The organism is Bacillus sp. Root920 (genome assembly GCF_001429445.1).
Taxonomy (GTDB): Bacteria; Bacillota; Bacilli; order Bacillales; family Bacillaceae; genus Bacillus; species Bacillus safensis.
In genome coordinates this window covers 166,329-188,760 of record NZ_LMJV01000008.1, presented here as the reverse complement: position 1 = coordinate 188,760, position 22,432 = coordinate 166,329, and the positions used below count along the sequence as shown (strand labels likewise).

Genomic DNA, 22,432 nt, shown 5'->3' with positions numbered 1-22,432 from the left:
TTATAAGATGCTCGTTGTTTACAAAAACAGCATTTGCGACATTCATATTTATTAATGAGGAGCACATGCGGACAATTGAGTACAGACAGACCTTTTTTCATATGTTCCTTGCAAACACTTATCATGAGAATCCCCCGCTTACATTCTTTTTCTTAATGAGAGATTACTTCTTTCGGAAATTGTTCAAATAAGCGTAATACTTCGGTATGCGTCCCATCTTCTCGAACGTGATAAATCCCGCCGTCATATGAGCTTGCATATACATCATTGCCTAATTGTCTGATGGCACTAATCCCATTTTGGGCAATTCTAATTGGGCCGGTGTTGACATCCAGCTCTGGATTCCACACAACGATATAGCCCCAATAATCACCGCTTACAATATAGCCTGAGTCTGTGACTGTGACCGATTTAATCGAATACTGGTGTTCGTTATGCTGGTCTAAAATTCTTCCTGTATGCAAATCAAACAATCTCACATTCTTGTCGCGGCTGACAATGGCGATACGGTCTCGTTTACTATCAATAAAGACATCATTTAACAGCTCTGTCGCACCAATGTATTCCGCTTTTAAGGACAAACTCTTTTTATCTAAAAGACAGATGGTTCCTTCAACTGCTGCTGTGATGATAAGATCTCCTTCTACCTTTAATGCTTTAACTGCACAATCGTGTGCTTTGGAACGGCCGATTTCTTTTAAGTGTTCTGTCGAAATGACATGGACATAACCGCCGTAAGTTCCAATATAAAATTGACGATCCTCCTCGTGAAAATACACGCTGTTGACCGGACCTGTGTTAAGATCAAACGAAACCATTTGCTGTAATGACTCATGAACAATATGCACTTGACTTGCATGGTCTCCCCACGCATAATAGCTTCCATCCCGTGCAACAGCTACTCCATTTGTTAAAACGCCCGTCGATTTGGCAATTTCAATCCCATTTTTTCTGAATTTTCCATCATCTGATGCGGTAATAATATCACCCGCATCAGTCAGCGCAATATCATTGATAGATGGTGTCGCCATTTCGATCTCATCTGATATGACTTTGCCCTTTTCGATCGACCATTCACAATATGTTTTTCCAAAGCTGGCTCCTAGTATTGACTTCTCATCCTCTGTCCAGACAAGCGAGCGCTCCCACTGATATTTATGAGGCAGCAGTGTATCGACTAAATCACCTGTTTCATAATTCCACAGCTTAATTAAATGGTCGTAGCCTGCTGTCAGCAAGTAATTGCCGCTTGGAGAAAAATTCACGCGCTTGACGCCCTGTAAATGGGCTTTGATGATTTTCTTCTCCTGTAAAGTCGCTGCATCGTAAATAATAACGGTGCCATCATCTCTGCCAAGTGCGAATACTTCTTTTTGATTGCTGCCGCTGATTGTATCGAGCTCATAATCAAACGGGCCGATTTCCCCTACAATTTCTCCGGTTTCATACAGCCATACAAGGACATATCCATCATCACCTGTTGTATAAGCTTTATCACCATGTATCCATACAGCTAATACATCTTTGCTATGGCCATGGAATTCTCTTAAAATAGCACCCGTTTCGATATCCCAGACTAAGCATCTTCTATCTCTGGACACGGATACAAGCAAAGTATCCTGCTTCGCAAAAGCGACGGCTTCTACATCATCTGCATGACCAAACAACGTGCGGATTCGGGTATTTGTGCCTGTATCATACAATTGAATCGTATAGTCTGACGATGCACTCGCTAAATACTTTCCGTTTTCAGAAAGAGATAAAGAGTTAATGATATGCTCGTGACTGCCAATAAACGTTCCTTCTCCCGTCGCCCGGTTCCACTGATAAATACAGCGGTCATAGCCGCCAGTGTAAACAATTTGGTCGTGCTGAGTTGATAAAACAGATGTAATTGGTCCTCTATGCATAGTTTTACACTCCCACCTTTATATGTTGTTTTTGACGAGTCACTAAACGAAAACCAGTAAATCGAAAAACGGGATCTGGGTGCTTCCCGTGTCTTCTTGCGACTCTGCATAAATCTCCACCTCTTGCGAAAGAGCCGCCTTTTAAAATATAGTAATCATTTCCGAGTGTTTCCGTTAAATCATCGACGACCTCGATGCCGCCTTCATAAACGTGATATTTGGTGTTGACCCATTCCTCGACGTTGCCCCCCATATCATAAAGACCAAATAAGGATCGGCCCTTTTCGTAATGACGGACAGGCGTCGTTTTTTCAATATTTGATTCGTGCGTATTGCAGTAAGAAGGATCAAACTCATCTCCCCACGGGTATTGATTTCTCGTGTTTCCCCGGGCAGCATACTCCCATTCTTCTTCAGTAGGAATCGAAACATCAATCCCAAGTTTCCCGCTCAGCCACTGACAGAACGAGAAGGCATCCTCAATGTCCATGCCCCAAGCTGGATGATCTTTTCCCCCGCCAAGCTCTTCGTTCGTTAAACTCTCCGGGTATGTCTGGCCTGTTTCATCACAATAGCTTTGATACAGTTCATTGCTGACGACCGTATCTGAGATAAAAAATTCGTTGATATACGGCTGATAGGATGGAAATTCTTTGTACAGCCACTTTTGAAATTTTTTCTCACGGCCGTAGGTTGGATTGAGCAGCTTGTCCTTCCAGAATTCTGCTGCCTTTTTCATATCTTCTTCATTACTTCCAATCGTTGCATAGCCGCTTGGGATTTGAATCCAATTGATATCAGGTTTCACGCTTTTCTCCCGCCTTCTTTCAATAAACTCGTCTATTGATTAATTAATTTCTTCTCATCGACCATATGCCCTGAGGCTGCTTTTGCCTTTAAATAGGCTTCATTGTAGAGAGAGGCTTCGACCGTATGATCAAACCGCAAAACAGGAAGACCGAAAGCTGCAATAGAATCGACTTTATCTGGATTGTTCGTTAGTAAATGCAATGGTTTTCCTTTGTTTAAATAGTGCAAAACAGCTGCTGCTTCCTCGTAATGCCGATCATCATCCCCGCAGCCGATCAGGCGGTTGGCTTCAAAAGTATCCAGCTGCATCTCCTGTAATTTATACGTCAACGCTTTTGCCATCAGCCCAATAGACCGACCTTCTTGATTGGCCATATACACAAGCATGCCTTTTCCGTAATCGGTGATTTTCTTCAGCGATAATGCAAGCTGTGGACCACAATCACATTTCAGTGACCCAAACACATCTCCTGTTTGGCAGACACTATGGATTCGCACAAGCGGCGGCCGTTCATTTTCAAAGTCGCCAAATAAGAGACAAGAGGAAAAGGTTTGCTGCGCGGTACTCATTTGGACAATCGATTCGATCGTTGGTTTTGTATCCCGTTCAACAGGCGCGAAGGCATACCACTTAAATGGCACTTCTTCATGTTGAATGGAAATTGGCAAATTCACAGGCCCCACGAGCAAATAGTGTTTATCTTGAAAGGTAAAATGATGAATCATTGATTGTAATTCATCTACAAACTTGTTCATTAGTCTCCCCCCTATTCATCACTGCACCCAAATCGACTCCCATAGCGCAGTGATGGAGTGATGAATATGTGTACGCACCCCTCAGCTTGTGTGCTCCCGCAGAAGGAAATGGATGTGCGATGTCTCTCATCGTTTTAGACCTTGTCCTTTTCCAGTACAAAGGAGCAGAAATTTTGGTTCATATGCTTTATTTTCTGTCAGAGCAGCAAACGCTCTTGATTGGCAGACGCTCTTTCTTCCCATGAACTCCTCTGCTAGCTTTGAATCACTCACCTTTGTACTAGATTTTGACGGCAATGACATGATGCTGGCTTATTCCAGCCTTCGCTTGTAACGGTGATATGGATACAAGCTCAAGACCTGATGTACAAATTTTTTCGCCAAGCTGAGAATCTGAAAATGAAAAATGGAAACGGCCATCTTCTCCGATTAATCCTGTTTTCCACTGTTCTCCCCAGACAACAAGTGAAAAGACACCGCCTTCATGAAGTAAAGAAGAGACCTGTTTTAAATAACGTTCATGATCATCAGGATGTTGATGATGAAAGCAGCCATGATCTAAAATTAAATCAAACTGCATCCCGCGTCCCTGATCCATGGACCATGACATAAAATCTTGATGAACAAAATGGACAGGAACTGTTTCTCTTTTCTGTAATCCTTCCCACTCCTCATGCTCATACAGGTCGATACCGACATATGCGGAAAGCCCGCTTAAATGTTCTAGTGCACGGCCGTTGCCGCACCCGATATCCAGCACAGAAGCAAGTGCATTCTTTTCCCTTGAACGCCATGCCTTTAATGACATCACTGCTGCGTCTGTTAAGGATGGATCAGTAGACCACATATCTGTTCTTTGCTCATAATGCTCTTGGAATGCCATGCGCATCTTTTCTAAATACAATCCACTGTCTTCATGGTACAAAGCCTTTTTCATCATGAAACCTCCTTCAATTCACAATCTTCTTTTCGGGCAAAGGTGGTTTTCAAGCCAAAAACCTTATGTTAAAATGAAAGATGGATTTTTTAGGAAAATCTGTTTTTCTGAAAAAGAAGAGAAGCACCCCACATGTTCACTCTTCTTTTTCAGCATTCATCCTCATATGCAGCCGTTCGAAGGCCGCACCGCCTCAGCTTGTTCTCTCTTTTTTTCATATGAGTTCACCTCCTTTACCGTTCGATCAACTCACATTTCTTATTGAAACCGCTTTCTCTTTTTTATAAGGACTTAACGTCTTTTGGACAATCTCTTACACTGTGCTTTTAGTAGAAAGATCAATCTACTGTTTAGAATGGCGATCATTTTTTCTTCAAGTAAACGACGATTTGTTCAGTTCTAGTAGACATTTTTGTATCTAAGAGGCGCTTACGCTTTGGTTCTTGCCACCCCCTTTCACTAGATTATGCTTCGAATAAACCTGCCGGAAATTTAACAACTAATTCCATAATGACTGGATTAAGCCAAATATATTGTTTTTAGTTTATTTTGTCAACAAATTATTTCCTAAACATTAAAATGAATTTTCTAATTGAAAATACAGGTAATTTTCGTGGTTTTTTGACCTTAAAACACTTATTTCTACACAAAAATACAACTTAAACCAATAGAACTAAGAAATTTATCTACTAAATTACACAAGTTTTTTATTTAATTTTAAATCAAAATAGAAAGATACAATGATTATTTCCCGAATGGTTTTTTGTGATATTTCGACTATTTTTTCTGATTCTTCTTGATTTTCATTGGTATAACGGCATTTTCAATTAGAGAGTTTACTATTTATTCCATACTTCTGTATTTACTTAATATCGTAAAAAAGATATATGTCTCTCTTTCAGACATGGAAGCATGAAAAAAAGCCCCTTACAAAAGTAAGAGGCTTTTTCGGTTGGCGTTTACGCCCAGTTTTTCACTTTTTCATGATCTGTGACAAAGAGAAGGACTTTCCCTTCGTCTAAATGTTCTTCAAATGTCTCAGCTTCTTCTTTTGAGAAACCAATTTCATGAATTTTATTGCGGAGCTCATCGCCCTTTTTACTAAAGATGTTCCCAACCGCATGTTTGAGTCCAACTTCTCTTGAGCCAATCGTATTGGCATCTGCATTACTTGCAATACGCTCTGTTCGGTCATCGTCATGGGACAGAACATAAATGTCCTCTCTTGCAACACCGAGTGCCTTTAATTGCTCTACATCTTTTTGAAGTGTTTCATCATTTGAATACTCTCTTACAACAGGTTTCATTTTATATTCCTCCTTTAACGTCTTACGAATCTTTTACCCGTCACTTTTGACATTAAACCTTCCACGAGCACATCCAAATTGCTTGATCGACGTACCATGTCTATCGACTTATTTTTGACAAAAAGCCTGTAAAAATGACTAAATTTTCTGAATTATTATGTTCAATCCTGTTGATTTGTTGTACAATTCTTATACTGGAGGCTAGAAATGAGGGAGAGCTGATGTATTACTTTTCAGCGGAGCAGCAGTTTAATGCTTGGGTTGTCAGTGATTTGGTGAAACAGCTTTTTCAAAAGTGGAATCCTGAAGAAGCAAATACAAAGCCGCTTACATTGTTTGCCGAACAGCACTTTCACATCTCCATTGATTATCTCTTTTCCATCATTATTAACATTGGAGATATCGAGTCAATTGAACAAGATCCACAAGACATGTTGTCCTCATACTTGAATATCCTTTTTCCTTTTGTGACGCGCGATATGATGAAAGCCTCCATGCAAAATGCAAACGAATATTTGTTAAAAGAACGTGATGCGGATGTGTATCAGCTGTTTGGCTGTCTCCCGCCGCTCCTCTCTGTATCTTTTCAGAAAAAGTAGTCCCTTCGATGAGATGGCGGCTGCTTTTTTGTGTGTGTTTTGAAAAGACCGTATGTTTTGAACGAAAAGAAGCATCATGTTAATGTAAATCTAGGCTGTAAGTGAAAGGGAGGATTTTACATGAGTCAACAAAAGCAAATTCAATTAGCTAAACGTCCAAAAGGATTACCTACAAAAGATGTTTTTCATTTTGAAACAGTAGATATACCTGTGCCGCAAGATGGAGAGGTCTTGATTCAAACGAAATATGTTTCTGTAGATCCTTATATGAGAGGACGAATGCAGGATACAAAATCCTATACACCTCCGTTCAAGCTAAATGAAGTGATTCAGGGCGGTGTCGTCGGAGAAGTCGTTGAGTCGAAATCGCCTCAATTTGAAAAGGGTGATTTTGTCCTTGGATTCCTTGGATGGCAAGAATATTCCACTGCCAAAGCTGAATCTCTGACTAAAATTGATCCGTCCATTGCGCCATTGTCCTATTATTTAGGCATTTTGGGCATGCCAGGGCAAACCGCTTACTTCGGCCTGCTTGCGATTGGCCAGCCAAAAGAAGGCGAGACGGTTGTCATCTCTGGAGCCGCAGGAGCTGTTGGTTCTGTTGTAGGACAAATCGCTAAGATCAAAGGCGCACACGTCGTTGGAATTGCCGGATCTGATGATAAACTCGCTTATTTAAAAGAATTGGGCTTTGATGAAACGATTAATTATAAAACAACAAATGATTTAGATGATGCCATTGCAAAAGCCTGTCCTAACGGCGTTGATGTGTACTTTGACAATGTAGGCGGCGAGATTTCAGATGCGGTGATGAATCATTTAAACCGTTTTGCACGCATTCCAGTGTGCGGCGCCATTTCTTCTTATAATATTAGCGCAAGCGAGGACATCGGGCCGCGTGTGCAAACAAAACTCATCAAAACAAGCGCATTGATGCAAGGCTTCATCGTTGGCAACTATTCAGATCGTTTTGGAGAGGCAGCGAAGGATCTCGCACAATGGGTAAAAGAAGACAAACTCACATATAAAGAAACAATCATTGAAGGCTTTGACAACATTCCTGATGCATTCCTTGGACTATTCAAAGGGGAAAATGTCGGAAAACAGCTTGTCAAAATTTCATAACAAAAAAGGACCCTGCCAATAATGGAGGGTCCTTTTCTTATGCCTGCTTGGGCGCAAGGTGCAGCTGGCCTTGCTTATACACAATTTCTTCAAGCGAAAGATTCAGCTTTTTCGCCATTTTTTTCAGCATTGATTGCTCTTGAGGTGTGACAAGGCTGATGACTGCGCCTTCTTTTCCTGCGCGTCCGGTTCTGCCTGAACGGTGAATGTAGCCCTCTTCATTTGGCATATCTGCATGAATCACATATGGTAGATCATCAATATCGATTCCTCTTGCTGCAATATCTGTTGCAAGGAGGAGCGAGAATTCACGCTGTTCAAATGATTTCAAGATCACAGCACGTTCAGCTTTTTTTGCCTCACTATGAAGGACACCAAGGTCGACATGATGGTACGCTAATTTCTCTGCATAAATGCTTAAGTTCGTAATGTCACGCACAAAAACGAGCGCCTGCATGTCCTCAAGCCGTGATAGCTTTTGCAGCAGTTTCACTTTGTCACGCTGATCACATAACAGATAATAGTGACTCACTTTCTGCGCTTCTTCCTCGCTTCTAGCAATTTTCAATACTTCTGGTTCAGATGTCATTTCTTTGATCAGCTGAACGGTTTCTTCTTTCAACGTTGCAGAAAAACAAAGGATTTGTCTTTCTTTTAATGTGGACTTAATGATCCCTTGGATCGTTTTCATATGCTCTGGCACAAGAAGCTGATCTGCTTCGTCTAATACAATCGTTTTGACTTCATGCATTTTCAGTTTCTTGATTTTGATTAATTCTTGTACTCGGCCCGGTGTCGCCACAACGATGTTCGGATGTTTCTTTAATTTTTCTTGCTGCTTCTTGATGTTCGCTCCACCAATCAAGGAAACCGCTTTGATGTTTGATCCTTGTTTGAACTCTTGCACGACATCAAAGATTTGCATCACAAGCTCTCTTGAAGGTGCCAAGATTAAGACTTGCGGATGCTTGATATTGACATCAATTTTATTTAAAAGCGGCAGTACATACGCAAGTGTCTTCCCCGTTCCAGTTGGCGATTCTGCGATCACATCACGCTTCTCCGTAATCCACTCTGCTGTTTTTTCTTGTATAGCTGTTGGTTTTTCGAAGCCAGCCGCTTGAAAATTTTCCTGAATAAATGGCTTTGCTTCTTTCAAAAATGCCCAATTTTCCGTCATGTCGATCTCCTTTATCCTCATTCAATCTATCCTTTAGTATCTCAAAATCAGCTTTGAAACGCAATTTTTCTTTTGATGCTTTTATCGAGCCGGACAGTTCGATATAATCATGAGAGGCACTAGCCGTTTTGAATCTATTTGAGGTGTAAAAAATGATATTATCTGTTAAAGATTTAAGTCATGGCTTTGGCGACAGAGCCATTTTCCACGAAGTGTCCTTCCGTTTATTAAAAGGCGAGCATGTCGGCTTAATCGGCGCCAACGGTGAAGGAAAGTCAACGTTTATGAATATTATTACTGGCAAGCTGGAGCCAGATGCAGGAAAAGTCGAATGGGCGAAAAATGTCCGTGTCGGCTACCTTGATCAGCATACCGTGCTAGAAAAAGGAAGAACGATCCGTGAAGTCCTTCAGGATGCATTCCATTATTTATTTTCAATGGAAGCTGCGATGAATGACATTTATGGCAAAATGGGTGAAGCCGATCCTGATGAGCTGGAAAAGCTGTTAGAGGAAGTTGGCGTCATTCAGGACGCACTGACAAACAATGATTTCTATATCATTGATTCTAAGGTCGAGGAGATTGCAAGAGGTCTTGGCTTAACGGATCTCGGATTGGACCGTGATGTGACGGAGCTCAGCGGCGGTCAGCGTACGAAGGTCCTGCTAGCAAAATTGCTGTTAGAGAAGCCAGAAATTCTCCTTCTCGATGAGCCGACCAACTATTTGGATGAGCAGCATATTGAATGGCTGAAGCGCTATTTACAGGAGTATGAAAATGCGTTTATCCTCATTTCACATGATATTCCGTTTTTAAACAGTGTCATCAACTTGATTTATCATGTTGAAAATCAAGAGCTCACGCGCTATGTTGGTGATTATGATCAATTTAAACAAGTGTACGAAGTTAAGAAGCAGCAGCTTGAAGCAGCCTATAAAAGACAGCAGCAGGAAGTGGCTGAACTAAAGGATTTTGTCGCAAGAAACAAAGCACGTGTCAGCACAAGAAATATGGCGATGTCCCGTCAAAAGAAATTGGATAAGATGGATATGATTGAACTGGCAGCAGAAAAACCAAAACCAGAATTCCACTTTAAACAGGCACGTACGTCTGGGAAACTGATATTTGAAACGAAAGATTTGGTCATCGGTTATGATGAACCGCTCTCCCGCCCATTGAATTTGAAAATGGAACGCGGGCAAAAAATTGCGCTGTACGGTGCTAACGGTATCGGAAAAACGACGCTGCTCCGAAGTCTTCTTGGGGAAATCACACCTATTTCTGGTGAGGTGGAACGTGGAGAATTCTTGCATATTGGCTACTTTGAGCAAGAAGTAAAAGAGCAAAACAGCAATACTTGTATTGAAGAAGTATGGAGCACCTTCCCTTCTTACACGCAATACGAAGTCAGAGCCGCTCTTGCAAAATGCGGATTAACGACAAAACATATTGAAAGCCGTGTGTCTGTATTAAGCGGAGGAGAAAAAGCAAAGGTCCGTCTTTGCAAGCTGATCAACGAAGAAACCAACTTACTTGTTCTCGATGAGCCGACAAACCATTTAGATGTCGATGCAAAAGAAGAACTAAAACGCGCCTTAAAAGAATATAAAGGCAGCGTCTTATTGATTTCTCACGAACCTGAATTTTATCAAGATGTGGCAACCGAAACTTGGAATTGCGAATCTTGGACGACAAAAGTATTATAACGACAAAAAAGCCTTATATCTTCAAAAGATATAAGGCCTTTTTCTAATTAATGACCTGTTTGGATATTCACCAAATGCTTACGTCCAAGGAGCAGAATAATCATGCCTAGAAGAACAACAGCAGCCCCGACATAATAAGGTGTACTTGCTGTATACGATTCAGCGAGAACTCCGGCAATCCAAGGAGCAATCGCGCCCCCAATAAACCGTACAGCACTGTAAGAGGATGAAGCAATTGAACGTTCAACCGGTGCTGACCCCATCACAGCTGTTGTGAGCACTGTATTGATCATACCGAGAATTCCCCCAGCAATGACAATTCCGCATATCACGACCACAACATGAGACGTCCATACCCCAATGCCGAATAAGATCACAGCAAACGAAGCAAACAGAACCACAAGTGAAGTCAATGTCCCAAGTTTGCGATGAATGACCGGCGCTGAGAAGACAGAGGTCACAGCCAAGAATAGCCCCCAACCAAAAAAGACATAACCAAGTCCATGCTCATCAAGATGGAGCACAAATGGTGAATACGCTAAAAGCACAAAGAAACCGAAATTGTATAAGAAAGCGGCAGATGCCATCGTTAAAAGTCCTTTATATTTTAACGCCCCGACAGCCTCGAAAAATTTCACTTTTTTCTGCGGCTTTTGCATAGGTGGAAGCATAAAGGTAATCGCTAAAAGTGCAATGAGCATTAACACGGCAACGCCAAAGAAAGGCCCGCGCCAAGAAATTGTTCCAAGCTCACCGCCAAGCAGCGGTCCAACCGATATCCCAAGACCTAATGCTGCCTCGTATAAAATAATGGCCTTCGCACTTCCTCCAACAGATACACCGACAATGACAGAGAGTGCAGTTGAAATAAATAAAGCATTCCCAATGCCCCATCCGCCTCTAAAGCCAATCAATTCATTAATCGTTGAAGAAGTACCTCCTAAAGCAGAAAAAACAATAATAAAAATGAGTCCTACTAATAATGTCCATTTCGCACCAATCCGGCTAGAAATAAAGCCGGTGAAAAACATCACAAAGCCGGTTACAAGTAAGTAGCTTGTAAATAAAAGAGACACCTGACTTGGAGATGCATGTAATTGCGATGCAATGGCTGGCAGAATCGGGTCCACGAGTCCTATTCCCATAAACGAAATCACACACGCAAAGGCAACAGCCCAAACGGCTTTTGGCTGCCTAAGCAGACTTGTACGCTGTTTCAACACTTCTTCTTCCTTCATTCCATCAGAACCTTTCCTTCAAATGTTGACAAAATAAAATAAACACGCAGAGGTGTTTATTTTTGTAATTGCTCAATTGCATGAGCCGCTCTTTCTTTCATCGCTTCAAGATCCTTTTTAAAGGATTGAATGGTTTCAAGCTTTTTTGAAATCAATTGATGCTGCACAGTCAGCTGCGCCTCAATATCTAACAGCTTCTCTAATCGTTCCTTCGGATCAAGCGACAGCAAGTAGCCTTCTTTATTCAGCTCTAGCTGCTTTCCGATTTCCATAAACGATTGAAGCTCCTGTAAAGAAAAGCCGAGTACCTCTTTTGCCTGCATCACTTTCTCTAGCTCTTCCATGTCGTCCTCTGAGTAAAGTCTGACTCCGCCCTCTGTCCGCTTTGGTGCTGATAATAAACCAATCTCTTCATAGAAACGAATCGTCCGTTTTGTTAGTCCGCTTCTTTTCGCCACTTGATCAATTTTCATCCATTCCATCACCAGTGCCTCCTGCTCATCAATTCATGTTTTATTATACACCTTTATAACCTTAACGTAAACGTCAAAGTTTTAACCAAATCGAGTGCCGTAATGAGGAATCCATCCACCAGCATGATGCGTATGCCAAATGCTCCTATCAAAAAAACCTGTAGATCGCTCTACAGGTTTTTTATTTCCACTTCTTTATTCATTTAATTCCTCAATCATAAGCGACAGTTCTGTCCAGCGGTCCATTGCTTGTTCTAGTTCTTCCGCAACGGCTTTTTGTTCGTCCATCAGCTCTTGAATTTTCCCAAAATCACTGCCTGCTTCCGCAATGCCGGCTTCGAGCTGCTGATGTTTTTCTTCTAATGCTTGTATCCGGTCTTCAATCCCGTCCCATTCAAGCTGGTCTTTATAAGAAAGTTTTTTTCTCTTTTTCGGCGCAGCTTCTACTTGTTTTTCAGCAGGCTTTGTCTCTGTCCGCTTCTGCTCTTTTTCCTGTTCCATATAATCGCTGTAAGCACCTTGGAAGTGTGAAATGCGGCCATTTCCTTCAAAGACAAGCAGACGGTGAACCACTCGGTCTAAGAAATAACGATCATGGGACACGGTGATGACGACGCCAGGGAACTGCTCTAAATAATCCTCTAAAATACTGAGGGTCTCTGTATCAAGGTCGTTCGTCGGCTCATCTAAAAAGAGAACATTCGGTTCTTCCATTAAGACCTTCAATAAATACAATCTGCGGCGTTCTCCCCCTGACAGCTTACGGATAAACGTCCGCTGCATCGATCTTGGGAAAAGGAAGCGCTCCAGCATCTGCTCTGCTGTGACAATGGCGCCATCAGACGTCTTGACAATCTCAGCTGTTTCCTTGATATACTCAATGATGGTCAGCTCATCATTCATTTCCTTGTGATCCTGCGTGTAATAGCCAATACGAACGGTTTGTCCAATGGTCAATTGTCCAGAAGTCGGTTCGATTTTACCCGCTAAACAGTTCAGCAGAGTGGTTTTGCCGACTCCATTCGGTCCGATGAATCCGATACGATCACCCGGCACGACTAAATCTGTAAACCGCTCCACAAGGGTCTGGCCAGCAAATGAAATCGATAAGTCTTCTGCCTCGATCACTTGTTTTCCTAGGCGGTGCGAGCCGATGGCAAAATCAAGCTCTCCCTTCGCATCAGGCCCTTTTTGATCCTTCAGCTCTTCGACTCTGCCGATTCGTGCTTTCTGCTTTGTCGTTCTTGCTTTTGCTCCTCGTCTCAGCCATGCAAGCTCTCGTCTAAGCAAGTTTTGACGCTTCGTTTCTTTTACCTGAGCCTCTGCTTCCCGCTCCGCTCTTTTTTCTAAAAAGACTTCATAATTTCCTTTATACGTATAAAGCTGTCCTTGATTTAACTCATAAATTCGATTGGCCACCCGGTTTAAGAAATAACGATCGTGCGTCACGAGAATGACAGCACCGCTATATTGGCTTAAATATCCTTCAAGCCATTCAATGGTGGCATTATCAAGGTGGTTGGTTGGCTCATCTAAAATCAGCAAACCTGCAGGCTGAATTAAATTTTTAGCAATGGCGACACGTTTCTTCTGTCCGCCTGATAATGCATGTACAGAGCGGCTCACATCTTTCACGCCAAGCTTTGTCAAAATCGTTTTGGCTGAAAGGTTCGCATCCCAAGCGTCTTCCTGATCCATTCGGTTTTGCATGCGCATCAGCGCCTCTTGTTTTGCCTCATTTTGCGGGTCATGCTCTAAATCAGCGAGTGCCTGTTCATACGCCTTCATCGTTTGAATCATTGGTGCCGTTCCTGAAAAAATGTAGTCAAGAATCGTTTCATTTCCGCTCATTTCAGGATCTTGCTCAAGAAATTCGATATCAAGTGTCCCTGCTTTCGTGATGTCACCTTCCTCAAAAGATTCAAGTCCTGCGATCACCTTTAGAAGCGTTGACTTCCCTGTACCATTTGGTCCAATCAATCCGATGCGCTCCTTCGGTTCTATATGAAACGAAATATGATCAAACAGCGTTTTCTCGCCATAGGTTTTATATAATCCTTCAACATTCAATAAACTCATTTTATCAGCCCTTACATAGATTCTTCCTTTATTTTAAATCAGCCAGTAGCAGAAAACTAGTTTTAAAAAACCCGCTGCTGAAAAGAATGTTTCCTTTTGATGCTCGATACACTATGAAGAGGTGATCTAAAGATGATAACCATTAGCTTATGTATGATTGTGAAAAATGAAGAGGAAGTGCTGGCGGACTGTCTTTCTTCTGTTCAAGACATTGTCGATGAGATGATCATCGTTGATACGGGATCAACAGATCAAACGAAGGAGATCGCTCATTCCTTTTCAGCAAAGGTGCTGGATTTTGAATGGGTCCAGCATTTTGCAAAAGCACGCAACTTTGCTTTCTCACATGCAGCGAAAGAGTATATTTTATGGCTCGATGCTGACGATGTTCTGCTTGAAGAAGACCGCCAAAAACTGCTTCAGCTCAAGCAGACACTTGATCCCTCGGTGGATGCCGTTTCGATGTTTTATCATGTGGGATTCGATGAAGACGGTCAGGTCAATTTCAAATATAGAAGAAATCGCCTTGTGAAGCGTTCGTTGAACTTTCAGTGGTATGGGGCCGTTCATGAGTTTCTTCAAGTGTATGGAAATATCTTTCCAGCAGATATCGCCGTCACACATCAAAAACGCAAGAAAACAACTCTTGGTGAGCCTGGGCGCAACTTGCGAATTTATGAAAACATGCTGGCAAAAGGAGAGGATATGACGCCCCGAGATCTCTTTTATTTTGCCAATGAATTAAGGGACAACGGTCAGCATGTCAGGGCGATTCGTTTTTATCATGAATTTTTAAACACAAAACAGTGCTGGATTGAGGATGAAATTCGCACATGCCAATATTTAGCGGACTGCTATTATGCGGTAGGTTTCGAGGAAGCGGCCTTATCCTCATTATTACGATCCTTCTTATATGATCAGCCCCGGCCAGAGTTTTGCTGCCGGATCGGGGATCATCTAAAAATACAAAATAAACATCAGGCGGCCATCTTTTGGTATGAGCAGGCGCTGAAGGCTCCTGAAAACGAAACAGCCTTCACACTTACACAATATAAAACGTGGTATCCTCACCTTCAGCTTTGCTACTGTTATTATCAGCTCGGCGACCTGGAGCAAGCCAAAATACATCACCATGCCTCCTCCGCCCATCATCCCACTCATCCAAGTGTGCTGTACAATGAAAAAATATTTGCTGAACAGACATAGATCGTCTGTCACCACATCCGCCTTCGATTTCACGGCGGATGTCTCTTTTTATATACTTATTCGGTTGTGACGTTTAATACTTTAGTGATTTAAAGCGTTTTTCAACCAATTGACTAAATTGTCATTTGCGCATATACTAACATTCGTCTTACGAAAAGATTTATCCATTAGGAGGTCAACATGAGTTCTTTATTTCGAAAAAAATCTCTCGACCAGCTCATGCTTGAAAGTCAAACAAAGCGGCTCAGCCGTTCGTTGAATACGTTTGATTTAATCTTGCTTGGCATTGGCTGTGTGGTCGGGACTGGAATCTTTGTCATTACGGGGGTTGCTGCGGCAAATGATGCGGGACCTGCGATTATTATATCTTTTATTTTGGCTGCGATCGCATGCGCCCTTGCTGCTTTTTGCTACGCTGAATTCTCCTCATCCATTCCTGTGTCAGGAAGCGTCTATACGTATTCCTACGCAACACTTGGGGAATTTCTCGCCTTCTTAATGGGCTGGGATCTCATGCTGGAATATGTTATTGCGCTCTCTGCTGTAGCAAGTGGATGGTCGTCCTATTTTCAATCACTGCTCAGCGGATTTGGCCTGCACATACCGAAGGCTTTATCAGCTGCACCTGGAGCCGCTGACGGGGCCGTCTTTAACCTTCCAGGCGCACTCATTATTTTGCTCATCACCTTTATCGTCTCAAGAGGCGTCAAAGAAAGCACAAAGCTGAATAACATTATTGTGCTGATCAAAATTGCCATCGTCCTTCTCTTTATCATTTCAGGCTTTGCTTACGTCAAACCTGAAAACTGGACACCGTTTATGCCAATGGGCTTCCATGGCGTGATTGCTGGAGCCGCAACTGTCTTTTTTGCTTACCTTGGATTTGATGCAATCGCTAATGCATCAGAAGAAGTCAAAAACCCGCAAAAGGCGATGCCAATTGGAATCATCGGTGCGCTCGGTGTTTGTACGATTTTATACATCGGGGTTTCATTCGTCTTAACTGGCATGGTTCACTATACGAAGCTGAATGTCAGTGATCCTGTCGCTTTTGCTCTTCAAGTGGTTGGCCTGAATAGTGTCGCTGGCATTATATCCGCAGGTGCTATTATCGGGATTACGACAGTGTTAATTGCACTTGTCTACGCTCAGGTTCGTTTAACCTTTGCCATGAGCCGAGATGGACTCATGCCGAAAATCTTTTCAAACGTTCATCCAAAATCTAAGACACCGGTTGCCAACACTTGGCTGACAGGCGCTGTTGCGTCATGTATCGTTGGATTCGTCAACTTATCAACACTTGCTAATTTAGTCAGCATCGGTACACTTGCGGCCTTTACGGTGATCTCTATCGCTGTGATCGTACTCCGGAAAAAACATCCGAATATGAATACAGCTTTTAAAGTACCCTTTGTCCCTGTCCTTCCTATCATTAGTGCGGTCATTTGTATGATCTTGGCTTTCACACTGAAATGGGAAACATGGAGAGCCTTCCTCATCTGGATCGTCATCGGTGTTGTTGTCTATTTCACCTATGCAAGACGAAAAAGCCATCTTAATGAAACACATTAGAAAAGAGACACGGGGATTCCCGGTCTCTTTTTTTGCTTAAATCACACTGTTTTTGACTGAATTTGAGTCCACCATATCTGGATCTAACACGCTTGAAATCGGAATGACAAGCGGTGAACAATCTCCATTGTCCTCACCAAAACCTTGATTCAATTTCATCGAGAGAAAATAATCAATCTGCTGATAAGGTCCTAGCGTCAGTGATGCACCCCGATCCATTGTATTGATTTTAAAAGCACCGACATTGACGACTGAGGGTGAGAATAACATCACACGTCACTTCCTTTGAATGGGTTTAGCTGCTGGCGAAAAAGAGGCAGGTGAGTCCACTTGATCTCGATCATCTACATGGCTTTTTGTACCGACAAAACCGCTGGCATCTCCAAAATTCTGTCCGTAACCCTGATTTTTTTTATCTGAGTTTTGCCACTCTGCTAACAAATTTTGTCCGACATTCACCGCCGACGCATTTTCAAAGGAATTAATTTTTAACATGAAAATATTAATATTGATATACGGAGTTGGTTGAACCACAGATAAACCTCCTTTTTATAGGTATATGCAAGCACCCATCAAGTATGTTAACGGGAGGTCTTCACATGGACTTCGAAAAAATGAAGCAGTGGATGGATATTGCCCAGCAAATGCATGGAGATGATTTTTGGAAAATGATCTTCGATGATGAGCAAAGATCCCCCTTTATGGCAAACGGTCCATCTCCATTTACATTCACACAGCAGGATCAGCGGGGATCAGATGCGTCGTTTCCTCCAATCGACATGGTGGAAACCCATGCAGAAATTCAATACTTAATTTATTTGCCTGGCTACCGAAAGGAAGATGTTCAGGTGTTATCATATGGTGAATATTTGGTTGTGAAAGGACAGCGTTTTTCCTTTTTTAACGAGCAGGACTTTCGCCAAAAACAAGGGAAGTATGGTCCGTTTGAAAAGAAAATCCGCCTTCCAGAAATGATTCTCGGTCAAATGAATGCTGCCTTTAAAGACGGTGTACTTTACATCCGCTTGCAAAAAGATGAAGGAAAAGCGACGGCTATCATCATAGATGACGAATATTGATACTCACAGCGTCTATTTGATCACGATCATCAATTGTTTCAATTGGCAGGATCGTGATCACGCCATCAGCATTCTGTTCCCCAAAGCCATTGTTTCGTTTGATCGTACTGCAATGATTGCGAACAAACGTCGAGCCAAACGTCATAGATGATCCTGTGCCAATCGAATTCGTTTTCATATGAGCAATGTGAATCTGAGTAGGCAGCATATGCGTCTCCCCTTTCTTGTCATCTCTATAAGTATATACGGGGCAGCTTTTCCATAGACTAGAGTAAGGCGGAAGAAAAGGTTGTGGTCTACTTGAAACATTTCATTCAATCACTCTTTAAAAAAACTGAATCCAATTCATCCCCATCTGTCATTGAGCTAGAAAAAAGACTCGCCGCTCTTGAGCAAAAAATGTCTGCACCAGCTGCTCCTGTCTCAGAGGATACACACATCCATATTGAATCCCTGCGCGTGGACAAAATTGATTACCATTTAGAATTTGGGGAGCTTTCTATTGACCAGCTTCAAGGCAGGCTCAATATTGGGGCAACCTATTACACGCCAAAGGACACATGCATCAAAAAATCCACACAAACACCGAAGCCAAAAGAAACAAAAACACCGGTTGTCTCGATTCGATCAAAGCCTTCATCTTCTTAATGCGCTCAGCTTTTCAGCACTACCGGCAGCCAGAAATAGACCGCAAGAACAATCACCACAATACTGATGATATTTAACCAAAAACCCGCCCTGACCATATCAGATATTTTCAGCACGTCCGCACTAAAGACAGCAGCGTTTGGGGGTGTGGAAATCGGCAGCATAAACGCACAGGAGGAAGCCAAAGCAGCCGCTGCCATTAACCCATACGGCTCGATTCCAATCGCAAGCCCAAGCCCTACCGTTATCGGAATAATCATATTGGCAACAGCCGTATTAGACATAATTTCAGTCATAAACAGAATCGCTCCCGTTAAAATAATCAACAGCATGATATACGAAAGCCCGTTTAAATGCTGTAAATTTTCTCCGATCCATCCTGTTAGGTTGGTTTCTGCAAAGCCCGTAGCGAGCGAAAGCCCTCCTCCAAACAAAAGCAAAAGCCCCCATGGCAGTTCTTTCATATCCTGCCATTCTAATATTCTCTCTCCATTTGTTGCTGGAATGAGAAATAACAGCATGGCACCAAAAATGGCGATAGACGTATCAGATACGGTCATCCCTCCAAACAAAAAGAGCTTAAAAATCCATAAGAACGCCGTCATGAGAAAAACAACAAATACCCATTTTTCCTCTCTTTTCATTTTTCCTAAATCCTCTAATCCCTTTTGAATGAACGCAGCACTCATTTCACCTTTGTGTTCTACCTTGAACTGTATCCTCGTCAAATACAAAAATAAGAGAATAAGCAGAATTATCGCAACTGGAAAACCAAACAAAAACCATTCGAAAAACATAATCTCTCGATCTAGCAGTTTTTTTGACATCGCAGCAAATACCGCATTTGGCACAGACCCGACAAGTGTCGCCAAACCTCCAATTGACGCTGAATAGGCTACCGACAATAAGATGCTTTTACTGAATCGATCAAGAGATGGACCAGATAAGATTTCATTTGTCTTGACCTCTTTAATCACTGCAAGTGCCACTGGCAGCATCATTAGTGCTGTCGCTGCATTCGAAATCCACATAGATAAAAAAGCAGTCGCGATCATGACACCTAAGACAATGCGGTCACTTCTTGTGCCAATCACCCTTAAAATGTGTAAGGCCATTCTTCTATGTAATTTCCATTTTTCAATGGCAATTGCGATCATAAATCCTCCCATGTACATAAAGACGATCGGATCTCCATAAGCCCTTGATGCCTGTTCCATAGAAAGCCCGCCAAGTGTCGGCAGCAGGATGATGGGCAATAAAGATGTAGCAGGAATGGGCAGTGCTTCAGTCACCCACCATGTAGCTGTCCAAGCTGTAATGCCCAAGACTACCCTCGCAGCATAGGTCAATTCATCTTCAGGTATGAGAAAAAAAACGAGCAAAAAGAGTGTCGGTCCAAGAACAAGTCCAATCAAATTCACCTTTTTATAAACGATAACAATTCCCCCCCTTTTGAAAGCGCTTGTCATATTTTTTCTAACATTCGATGATCTTTTAAGAAATCCTTTAAATCATAAGAAAAAATGAAGATATCTTTCATGATGAATAGCAGTTATTTTACTCCCATTCCCCAACCATGACATGATCCCTTGGTCTATTTTCATAGGAGAAACTATACAAATCACGACCAATCACTGTAAAATATAGAGGATCTAATCAAAAATTGAGGTGTTTTCATTGTATACGGATCAAAAAAAATCATTTTGGAAACAGAAAAAGGTCATTATCCCTCTTCTTAGCATCATCGTCGTTGCTGCTGCTTTCTTTTTCTTAAAAGATACTCTTTTCTCAAAAGAAAAAGAGGCTTTAAAAGCCGCTCAAAGCTTTACGAAACATATGGAGAAGAAAGACTTTACGAAGCTGGCAGATGAGGTGACAAGTACATCTTTGAAAGCCAATGACTTTTCAAAAAAACAACTAGCCGAAAAATACGACAATATTTTCAACGGCATTGGTGCTTATGATCTGAACATTTCAAAGCTCAACGTTGAAAAACAGGACAAAGGAGATAGGTATCAATTCTCCTATGATGTAACGATGAAAACGTCTCTTGGCAAGCTGCATAAGCTGTCTTACAAGGGCATTCTCACCGAAGAAGATGACAAGTGGAAAGTGGACTGGAAACCAAATCTCATCTTCCCGCAAATGGAAAAAGGAGATACCATCAAGGTCAAATCTGACCCTGCTGTCCGCGGAAACATTGTCGACCGAAAAGGACGTACCCTGGCAGAAACAACTGGTGGAAACGCCCTTGGCATCATCCCAGGAAAGCTCGGAACAGGAGAAGAAAAAGAACGCAATATCAAAAAGATCAGCAAAGCTTTTGATATAGAGGAAGAACTAATCAACAATCAGCTGAAACAAGCATGGGTCACAGACGACACGTTTGTCCCGCTCAAATCGATGTTAAAACAAAAGCCCATTCCAAAGGACGTAAATGGCGTTACCTATCAAACGAAGGAAATGCGCTACTATCCATATAACAAAGCCGCCGCTCATCTCACCGGATATGTAGGAAAAGCAAATGCGGATGATATCAAAAGAAATCCAGCATTAAAGGCGGATCAAATTATCGGCAAAACCGGCCTTGAATTCACATTTGACAAAAACTTACGCGGACAAGATGGCGGAAGCATTCTCATCGTCCATGATGAAACAGGCATTGAAGAAACATTGCAAAAATCAGCTCGAAAAGATGGAAAAACAGTGAAGCTGACGATTGATGCTTCTTTACAGAAAAAAGCCTATGATCAGCTGAAAGGTGAAAAAGGGGCCGTCACCATCATGAATCCATCAACAGGTGATCTATTAGCACTTGTCAGCGCCCCTTCCTACGATGTCAATCTCATGACAAACGGGATCACACCTAAGCAATATCAGGCATACAGTGAAAATCCAGACCTTCCATTCCAAGCTCGATATGCGAGCCGGTTTGCACCAGGGTCCACATTCAAAACCATTACAGCCGCCATTGGGCTGGAAACAGGTGTCACAAAGCCTGACAAAGTGCGCACCATTCACGGACTGAAATGGCAGAAGGATCAATCTTGGGGAAATTATCGCATCACACGGGTTCACGATAAAGAAAAAGTAAATATGGTCGATGCCCTTGTGTACTCAGACAATATTTATTTTGGACAGGAAGCACTCGAAATCGGCAAAGACACCTACGAGAAAAAAGTGAAAGCATTTGGATTTGGCGAAGACTTACACATGCCATTTACAATGAAGCCTACACAAGTATCAAACGATGGTATTCAATCGGATATCTTACTGGCTGACTCGGCGTATGGCCAAGGCGAATTACTCATGTCACCGATTGAACAAATACATGCCTATTCTCCATTTGCTACAGGAGGCAAGCTTGTCTACCCTCGAGTGATTCAAGATGAAAAAACAGCATCACCAAAACAAATCATCAAAGAAGGCTCGGCAGACACAGTGAAAGACGCATTGACTAAGGTCGTGACCAGTCCAAACGGAACAGCCCACTCCTTACAAATCGAAGGAGCGGATATTGCCGCTAAAACGGGAACGGCAGAATTAAAAAGCAAACAAGGTGCAACAGACGGCACTGAAAATGGATTTTTACTTGCGTTTAATCCTAAAAAAGAAGATTACGTCCTCGTCGGCATGATCGAAGGGGTGAAAAACCGCGGCGGCAGTGGACTCGTCGTTCAAAAAATGAAGCCTGTCATTGCTTCTTTTTACAAATAACTCTTTAGAGACACAAGCTCAATCAAATGCTTGTGTCTCTTTTTTTCTAAATCATGACAATTTGCTATTGTTTTATAGTTCACCTTATGA

The 22,432-nt window shown here is 42.2% G+C and carries 22 protein-coding genes; 9 read left to right on the top strand and 13 right to left on the bottom strand.

Annotated elements, in window-relative coordinates:
* Positions 1 to 152: 152 nt before the first annotated feature.
* The 3 genes from ASE42_RS14605 to ASE42_RS14595 are packed head-to-tail and all read right to left on the bottom strand — an operon-like array spanning position 153 to position 3,476.
* Positions 153 to 1,910 carry a WD40 repeat domain-containing protein gene (locus tag ASE42_RS14605; protein ID WP_044335453.1) on the bottom strand — a complete coding sequence of 586 codons (1,758 nt, stop codon included), beginning with the start codon at positions 1,908 to 1,910 and terminating at the stop codon, positions 153 to 155.
* A gap of 4 nt (positions 1,911 to 1,914) precedes the next feature.
* On the bottom strand, positions 1,915 to 2,718 hold the full coding sequence (locus ASE42_RS14600; RefSeq protein ID WP_044335455.1) for a formylglycine-generating enzyme family protein: 804 nt from the start codon (positions 2,716 to 2,718) through the stop codon (positions 1,915 to 1,917).
* A 32-nt stretch (positions 2,719 to 2,750) separates the two neighbouring features.
* Complete coding sequence (locus ASE42_RS14595; RefSeq protein WP_024426639.1) at positions 2,751 to 3,476, bottom strand: GTP cyclohydrolase II; 726 nt, start codon at positions 3,474 to 3,476, stop codon at positions 2,751 to 2,753.
* A gap of 119 nt (positions 3,477 to 3,595) precedes the next feature.
* Here ASE42_RS14595 and ASE42_RS19380 point away from each other — a divergent pair, with 119 nt between their 5' ends.
* On the top strand, positions 3,596 to 3,721 hold the full coding sequence (locus ASE42_RS19380) for a hypothetical protein (protein WP_254968622.1): 126 nt from the start codon (positions 3,596 to 3,598) through the stop codon (positions 3,719 to 3,721).
* A gap of 35 nt (positions 3,722 to 3,756) precedes the next feature.
* On the opposite strand, the gene ASE42_RS14590 is transcribed toward ASE42_RS19380, so the two are convergent.
* Both ASE42_RS14590 and ASE42_RS14580 read right to left on the bottom strand, forming a co-directional pair.
* A complete protein-coding gene (locus ASE42_RS14590) occupies positions 3,757 to 4,413 on the bottom strand; it encodes a class I SAM-dependent methyltransferase (RefSeq protein WP_024424594.1) in 657 nt (218 codons plus the stop codon).
* 959 nt (positions 4,414 to 5,372) lie between these two features.
* Positions 5,373 to 5,720, bottom strand: coding sequence for a general stress protein (locus ASE42_RS14580; RefSeq protein WP_024424592.1), 348 nt, complete (start codon positions 5,718 to 5,720; stop codon positions 5,373 to 5,375).
* Positions 5,721 to 5,941: 221 nt separating this feature from the next.
* Between ASE42_RS14580 and ASE42_RS14575 the strand changes: the two genes are divergently transcribed.
* On the top strand, positions 5,942 to 6,319 hold the full coding sequence (locus ASE42_RS14575) for a YfmB family protein (RefSeq protein WP_024426642.1): 378 nt from the start codon (positions 5,942 to 5,944) through the stop codon (positions 6,317 to 6,319).
* 120 nt (positions 6,320 to 6,439) lie between these two features.
* The gene (locus ASE42_RS14570; RefSeq protein WP_024426643.1) at positions 6,440 to 7,444 is read left to right on the top strand and encodes an NADP-dependent oxidoreductase; all 1,005 of its coding nucleotides are present in this window, start codon (positions 6,440 to 6,442) and stop codon (positions 7,442 to 7,444) included.
* A 37-nt stretch (positions 7,445 to 7,481) separates the two neighbouring features.
* Here the strand turns inward: ASE42_RS14570 and ASE42_RS14565 are convergent, their stop codons facing one another.
* Positions 7,482 to 8,624 (bottom strand): DEAD/DEAH box helicase, encoded by a 1,143-nt coding sequence (locus ASE42_RS14565; protein WP_056767634.1) that lies wholly within the window; start codon positions 8,622 to 8,624, stop codon positions 7,482 to 7,484.
* A gap of 152 nt (positions 8,625 to 8,776) precedes the next feature.
* Here ASE42_RS14565 and ASE42_RS14560 point away from each other — a divergent pair, with 152 nt between their 5' ends.
* A complete protein-coding gene (locus ASE42_RS14560; RefSeq protein ID WP_025092670.1) occupies positions 8,777 to 10,330 on the top strand; it encodes an ABC-F family ATP-binding cassette domain-containing protein in 1,554 nt (517 codons plus the stop codon).
* Positions 10,331 to 10,377: 47 nt separating this feature from the next.
* Here the strand turns inward: ASE42_RS14560 and ASE42_RS14555 are convergent, their stop codons facing one another.
* From ASE42_RS14555 to ASE42_RS14545, 3 genes are all read right to left on the bottom strand, one after another.
* Positions 10,378 to 11,568, bottom strand: a complete 1,191-nt coding sequence (locus tag ASE42_RS14555; RefSeq protein WP_056767631.1) for an MFS transporter — start codon at positions 11,566 to 11,568, stop codon at positions 10,378 to 10,380.
* A 56-nt stretch (positions 11,569 to 11,624) separates the two neighbouring features.
* A complete protein-coding gene (locus ASE42_RS14550) occupies positions 11,625 to 12,050 on the bottom strand; it encodes a MerR family transcriptional regulator (protein WP_024424586.1) in 426 nt (141 codons plus the stop codon).
* A 186-nt stretch (positions 12,051 to 12,236) separates the two neighbouring features.
* Positions 12,237 to 14,120 (bottom strand): ABC-F family ATP-binding cassette domain-containing protein, encoded by a 1,884-nt coding sequence (locus ASE42_RS14545; protein WP_056767628.1) that lies wholly within the window; start codon positions 14,118 to 14,120, stop codon positions 12,237 to 12,239.
* A 132-nt stretch (positions 14,121 to 14,252) separates the two neighbouring features.
* On the opposite strand from ASE42_RS14545, the gene ASE42_RS14540 reads away from it, so the two are divergent.
* Both ASE42_RS14540 and ASE42_RS14535 read left to right on the top strand, forming a co-directional pair.
* Positions 14,253 to 15,326 (top strand): glycosyltransferase family 2 protein, encoded by a 1,074-nt coding sequence (locus tag ASE42_RS14540; RefSeq protein WP_025092666.1) that lies wholly within the window; start codon positions 14,253 to 14,255, stop codon positions 15,324 to 15,326.
* Between the two features lie 180 nt (positions 15,327 to 15,506).
* Positions 15,507 to 16,898, top strand: a complete 1,392-nt coding sequence (locus ASE42_RS14535) for an amino acid permease (RefSeq protein WP_025092665.1) — start codon at positions 15,507 to 15,509, stop codon at positions 16,896 to 16,898.
* A gap of 36 nt (positions 16,899 to 16,934) precedes the next feature.
* Here the strand turns inward: ASE42_RS14535 and ASE42_RS14530 are convergent, their stop codons facing one another.
* Positions 16,935 to 17,168, bottom strand: a complete 234-nt coding sequence (locus ASE42_RS14530; RefSeq protein ID WP_034623095.1) for a hypothetical protein — start codon at positions 17,166 to 17,168, stop codon at positions 16,935 to 16,937.
* A 6-nt stretch (positions 17,169 to 17,174) separates the two neighbouring features.
* Positions 17,175 to 17,432, bottom strand: coding sequence for a hypothetical protein (locus ASE42_RS14525; RefSeq protein ID WP_003213975.1), 258 nt, complete (start codon positions 17,430 to 17,432; stop codon positions 17,175 to 17,177).
* Positions 17,433 to 17,497: 65 nt separating this feature from the next.
* Here ASE42_RS14525 and ASE42_RS14520 point away from each other — a divergent pair, with 65 nt between their 5' ends.
* Complete coding sequence (locus ASE42_RS14520; RefSeq protein WP_024424582.1) at positions 17,498 to 17,977, top strand: Hsp20/alpha crystallin family protein; 480 nt, start codon at positions 17,498 to 17,500, stop codon at positions 17,975 to 17,977.
* Here ASE42_RS14520 and ASE42_RS14515 read toward each other — a convergent pair.
* A complete protein-coding gene (locus ASE42_RS14515) occupies positions 17,958 to 18,185 on the bottom strand; it encodes a hypothetical protein (RefSeq protein WP_039177063.1) in 228 nt (75 codons plus the stop codon). The two genes, ASE42_RS14520 and ASE42_RS14515, sit on opposite strands and share 20 nt — an antisense overlap.
* A gap of 83 nt (positions 18,186 to 18,268) precedes the next feature.
* Between ASE42_RS14515 and ASE42_RS14510 the strand changes: the two genes are divergently transcribed.
* A complete protein-coding gene (locus ASE42_RS14510) occupies positions 18,269 to 18,625 on the top strand; it encodes a hypothetical protein (RefSeq protein WP_041108616.1) in 357 nt (118 codons plus the stop codon).
* Between the two features lie 5 nt (positions 18,626 to 18,630).
* On the opposite strand, the gene ASE42_RS14505 is transcribed toward ASE42_RS14510, so the two are convergent.
* Positions 18,631 to 20,094: an SLC13 family permease gene (locus ASE42_RS14505; protein ID WP_056767626.1), complete on the bottom strand. Its 1,464-nt coding sequence runs from the start codon at positions 20,092 to 20,094 to the stop codon at positions 18,631 to 18,633.
* Positions 20,095 to 20,302: 208 nt separating this feature from the next.
* Between ASE42_RS14505 and ASE42_RS14500 the strand changes: the two genes are divergently transcribed.
* A complete protein-coding gene (locus ASE42_RS14500) occupies positions 20,303 to 22,342 on the top strand; it encodes a penicillin-binding transpeptidase domain-containing protein (protein ID WP_056767623.1) in 2,040 nt (679 codons plus the stop codon).
* Positions 22,343 to 22,432: the final 90 nt, after the last annotated feature.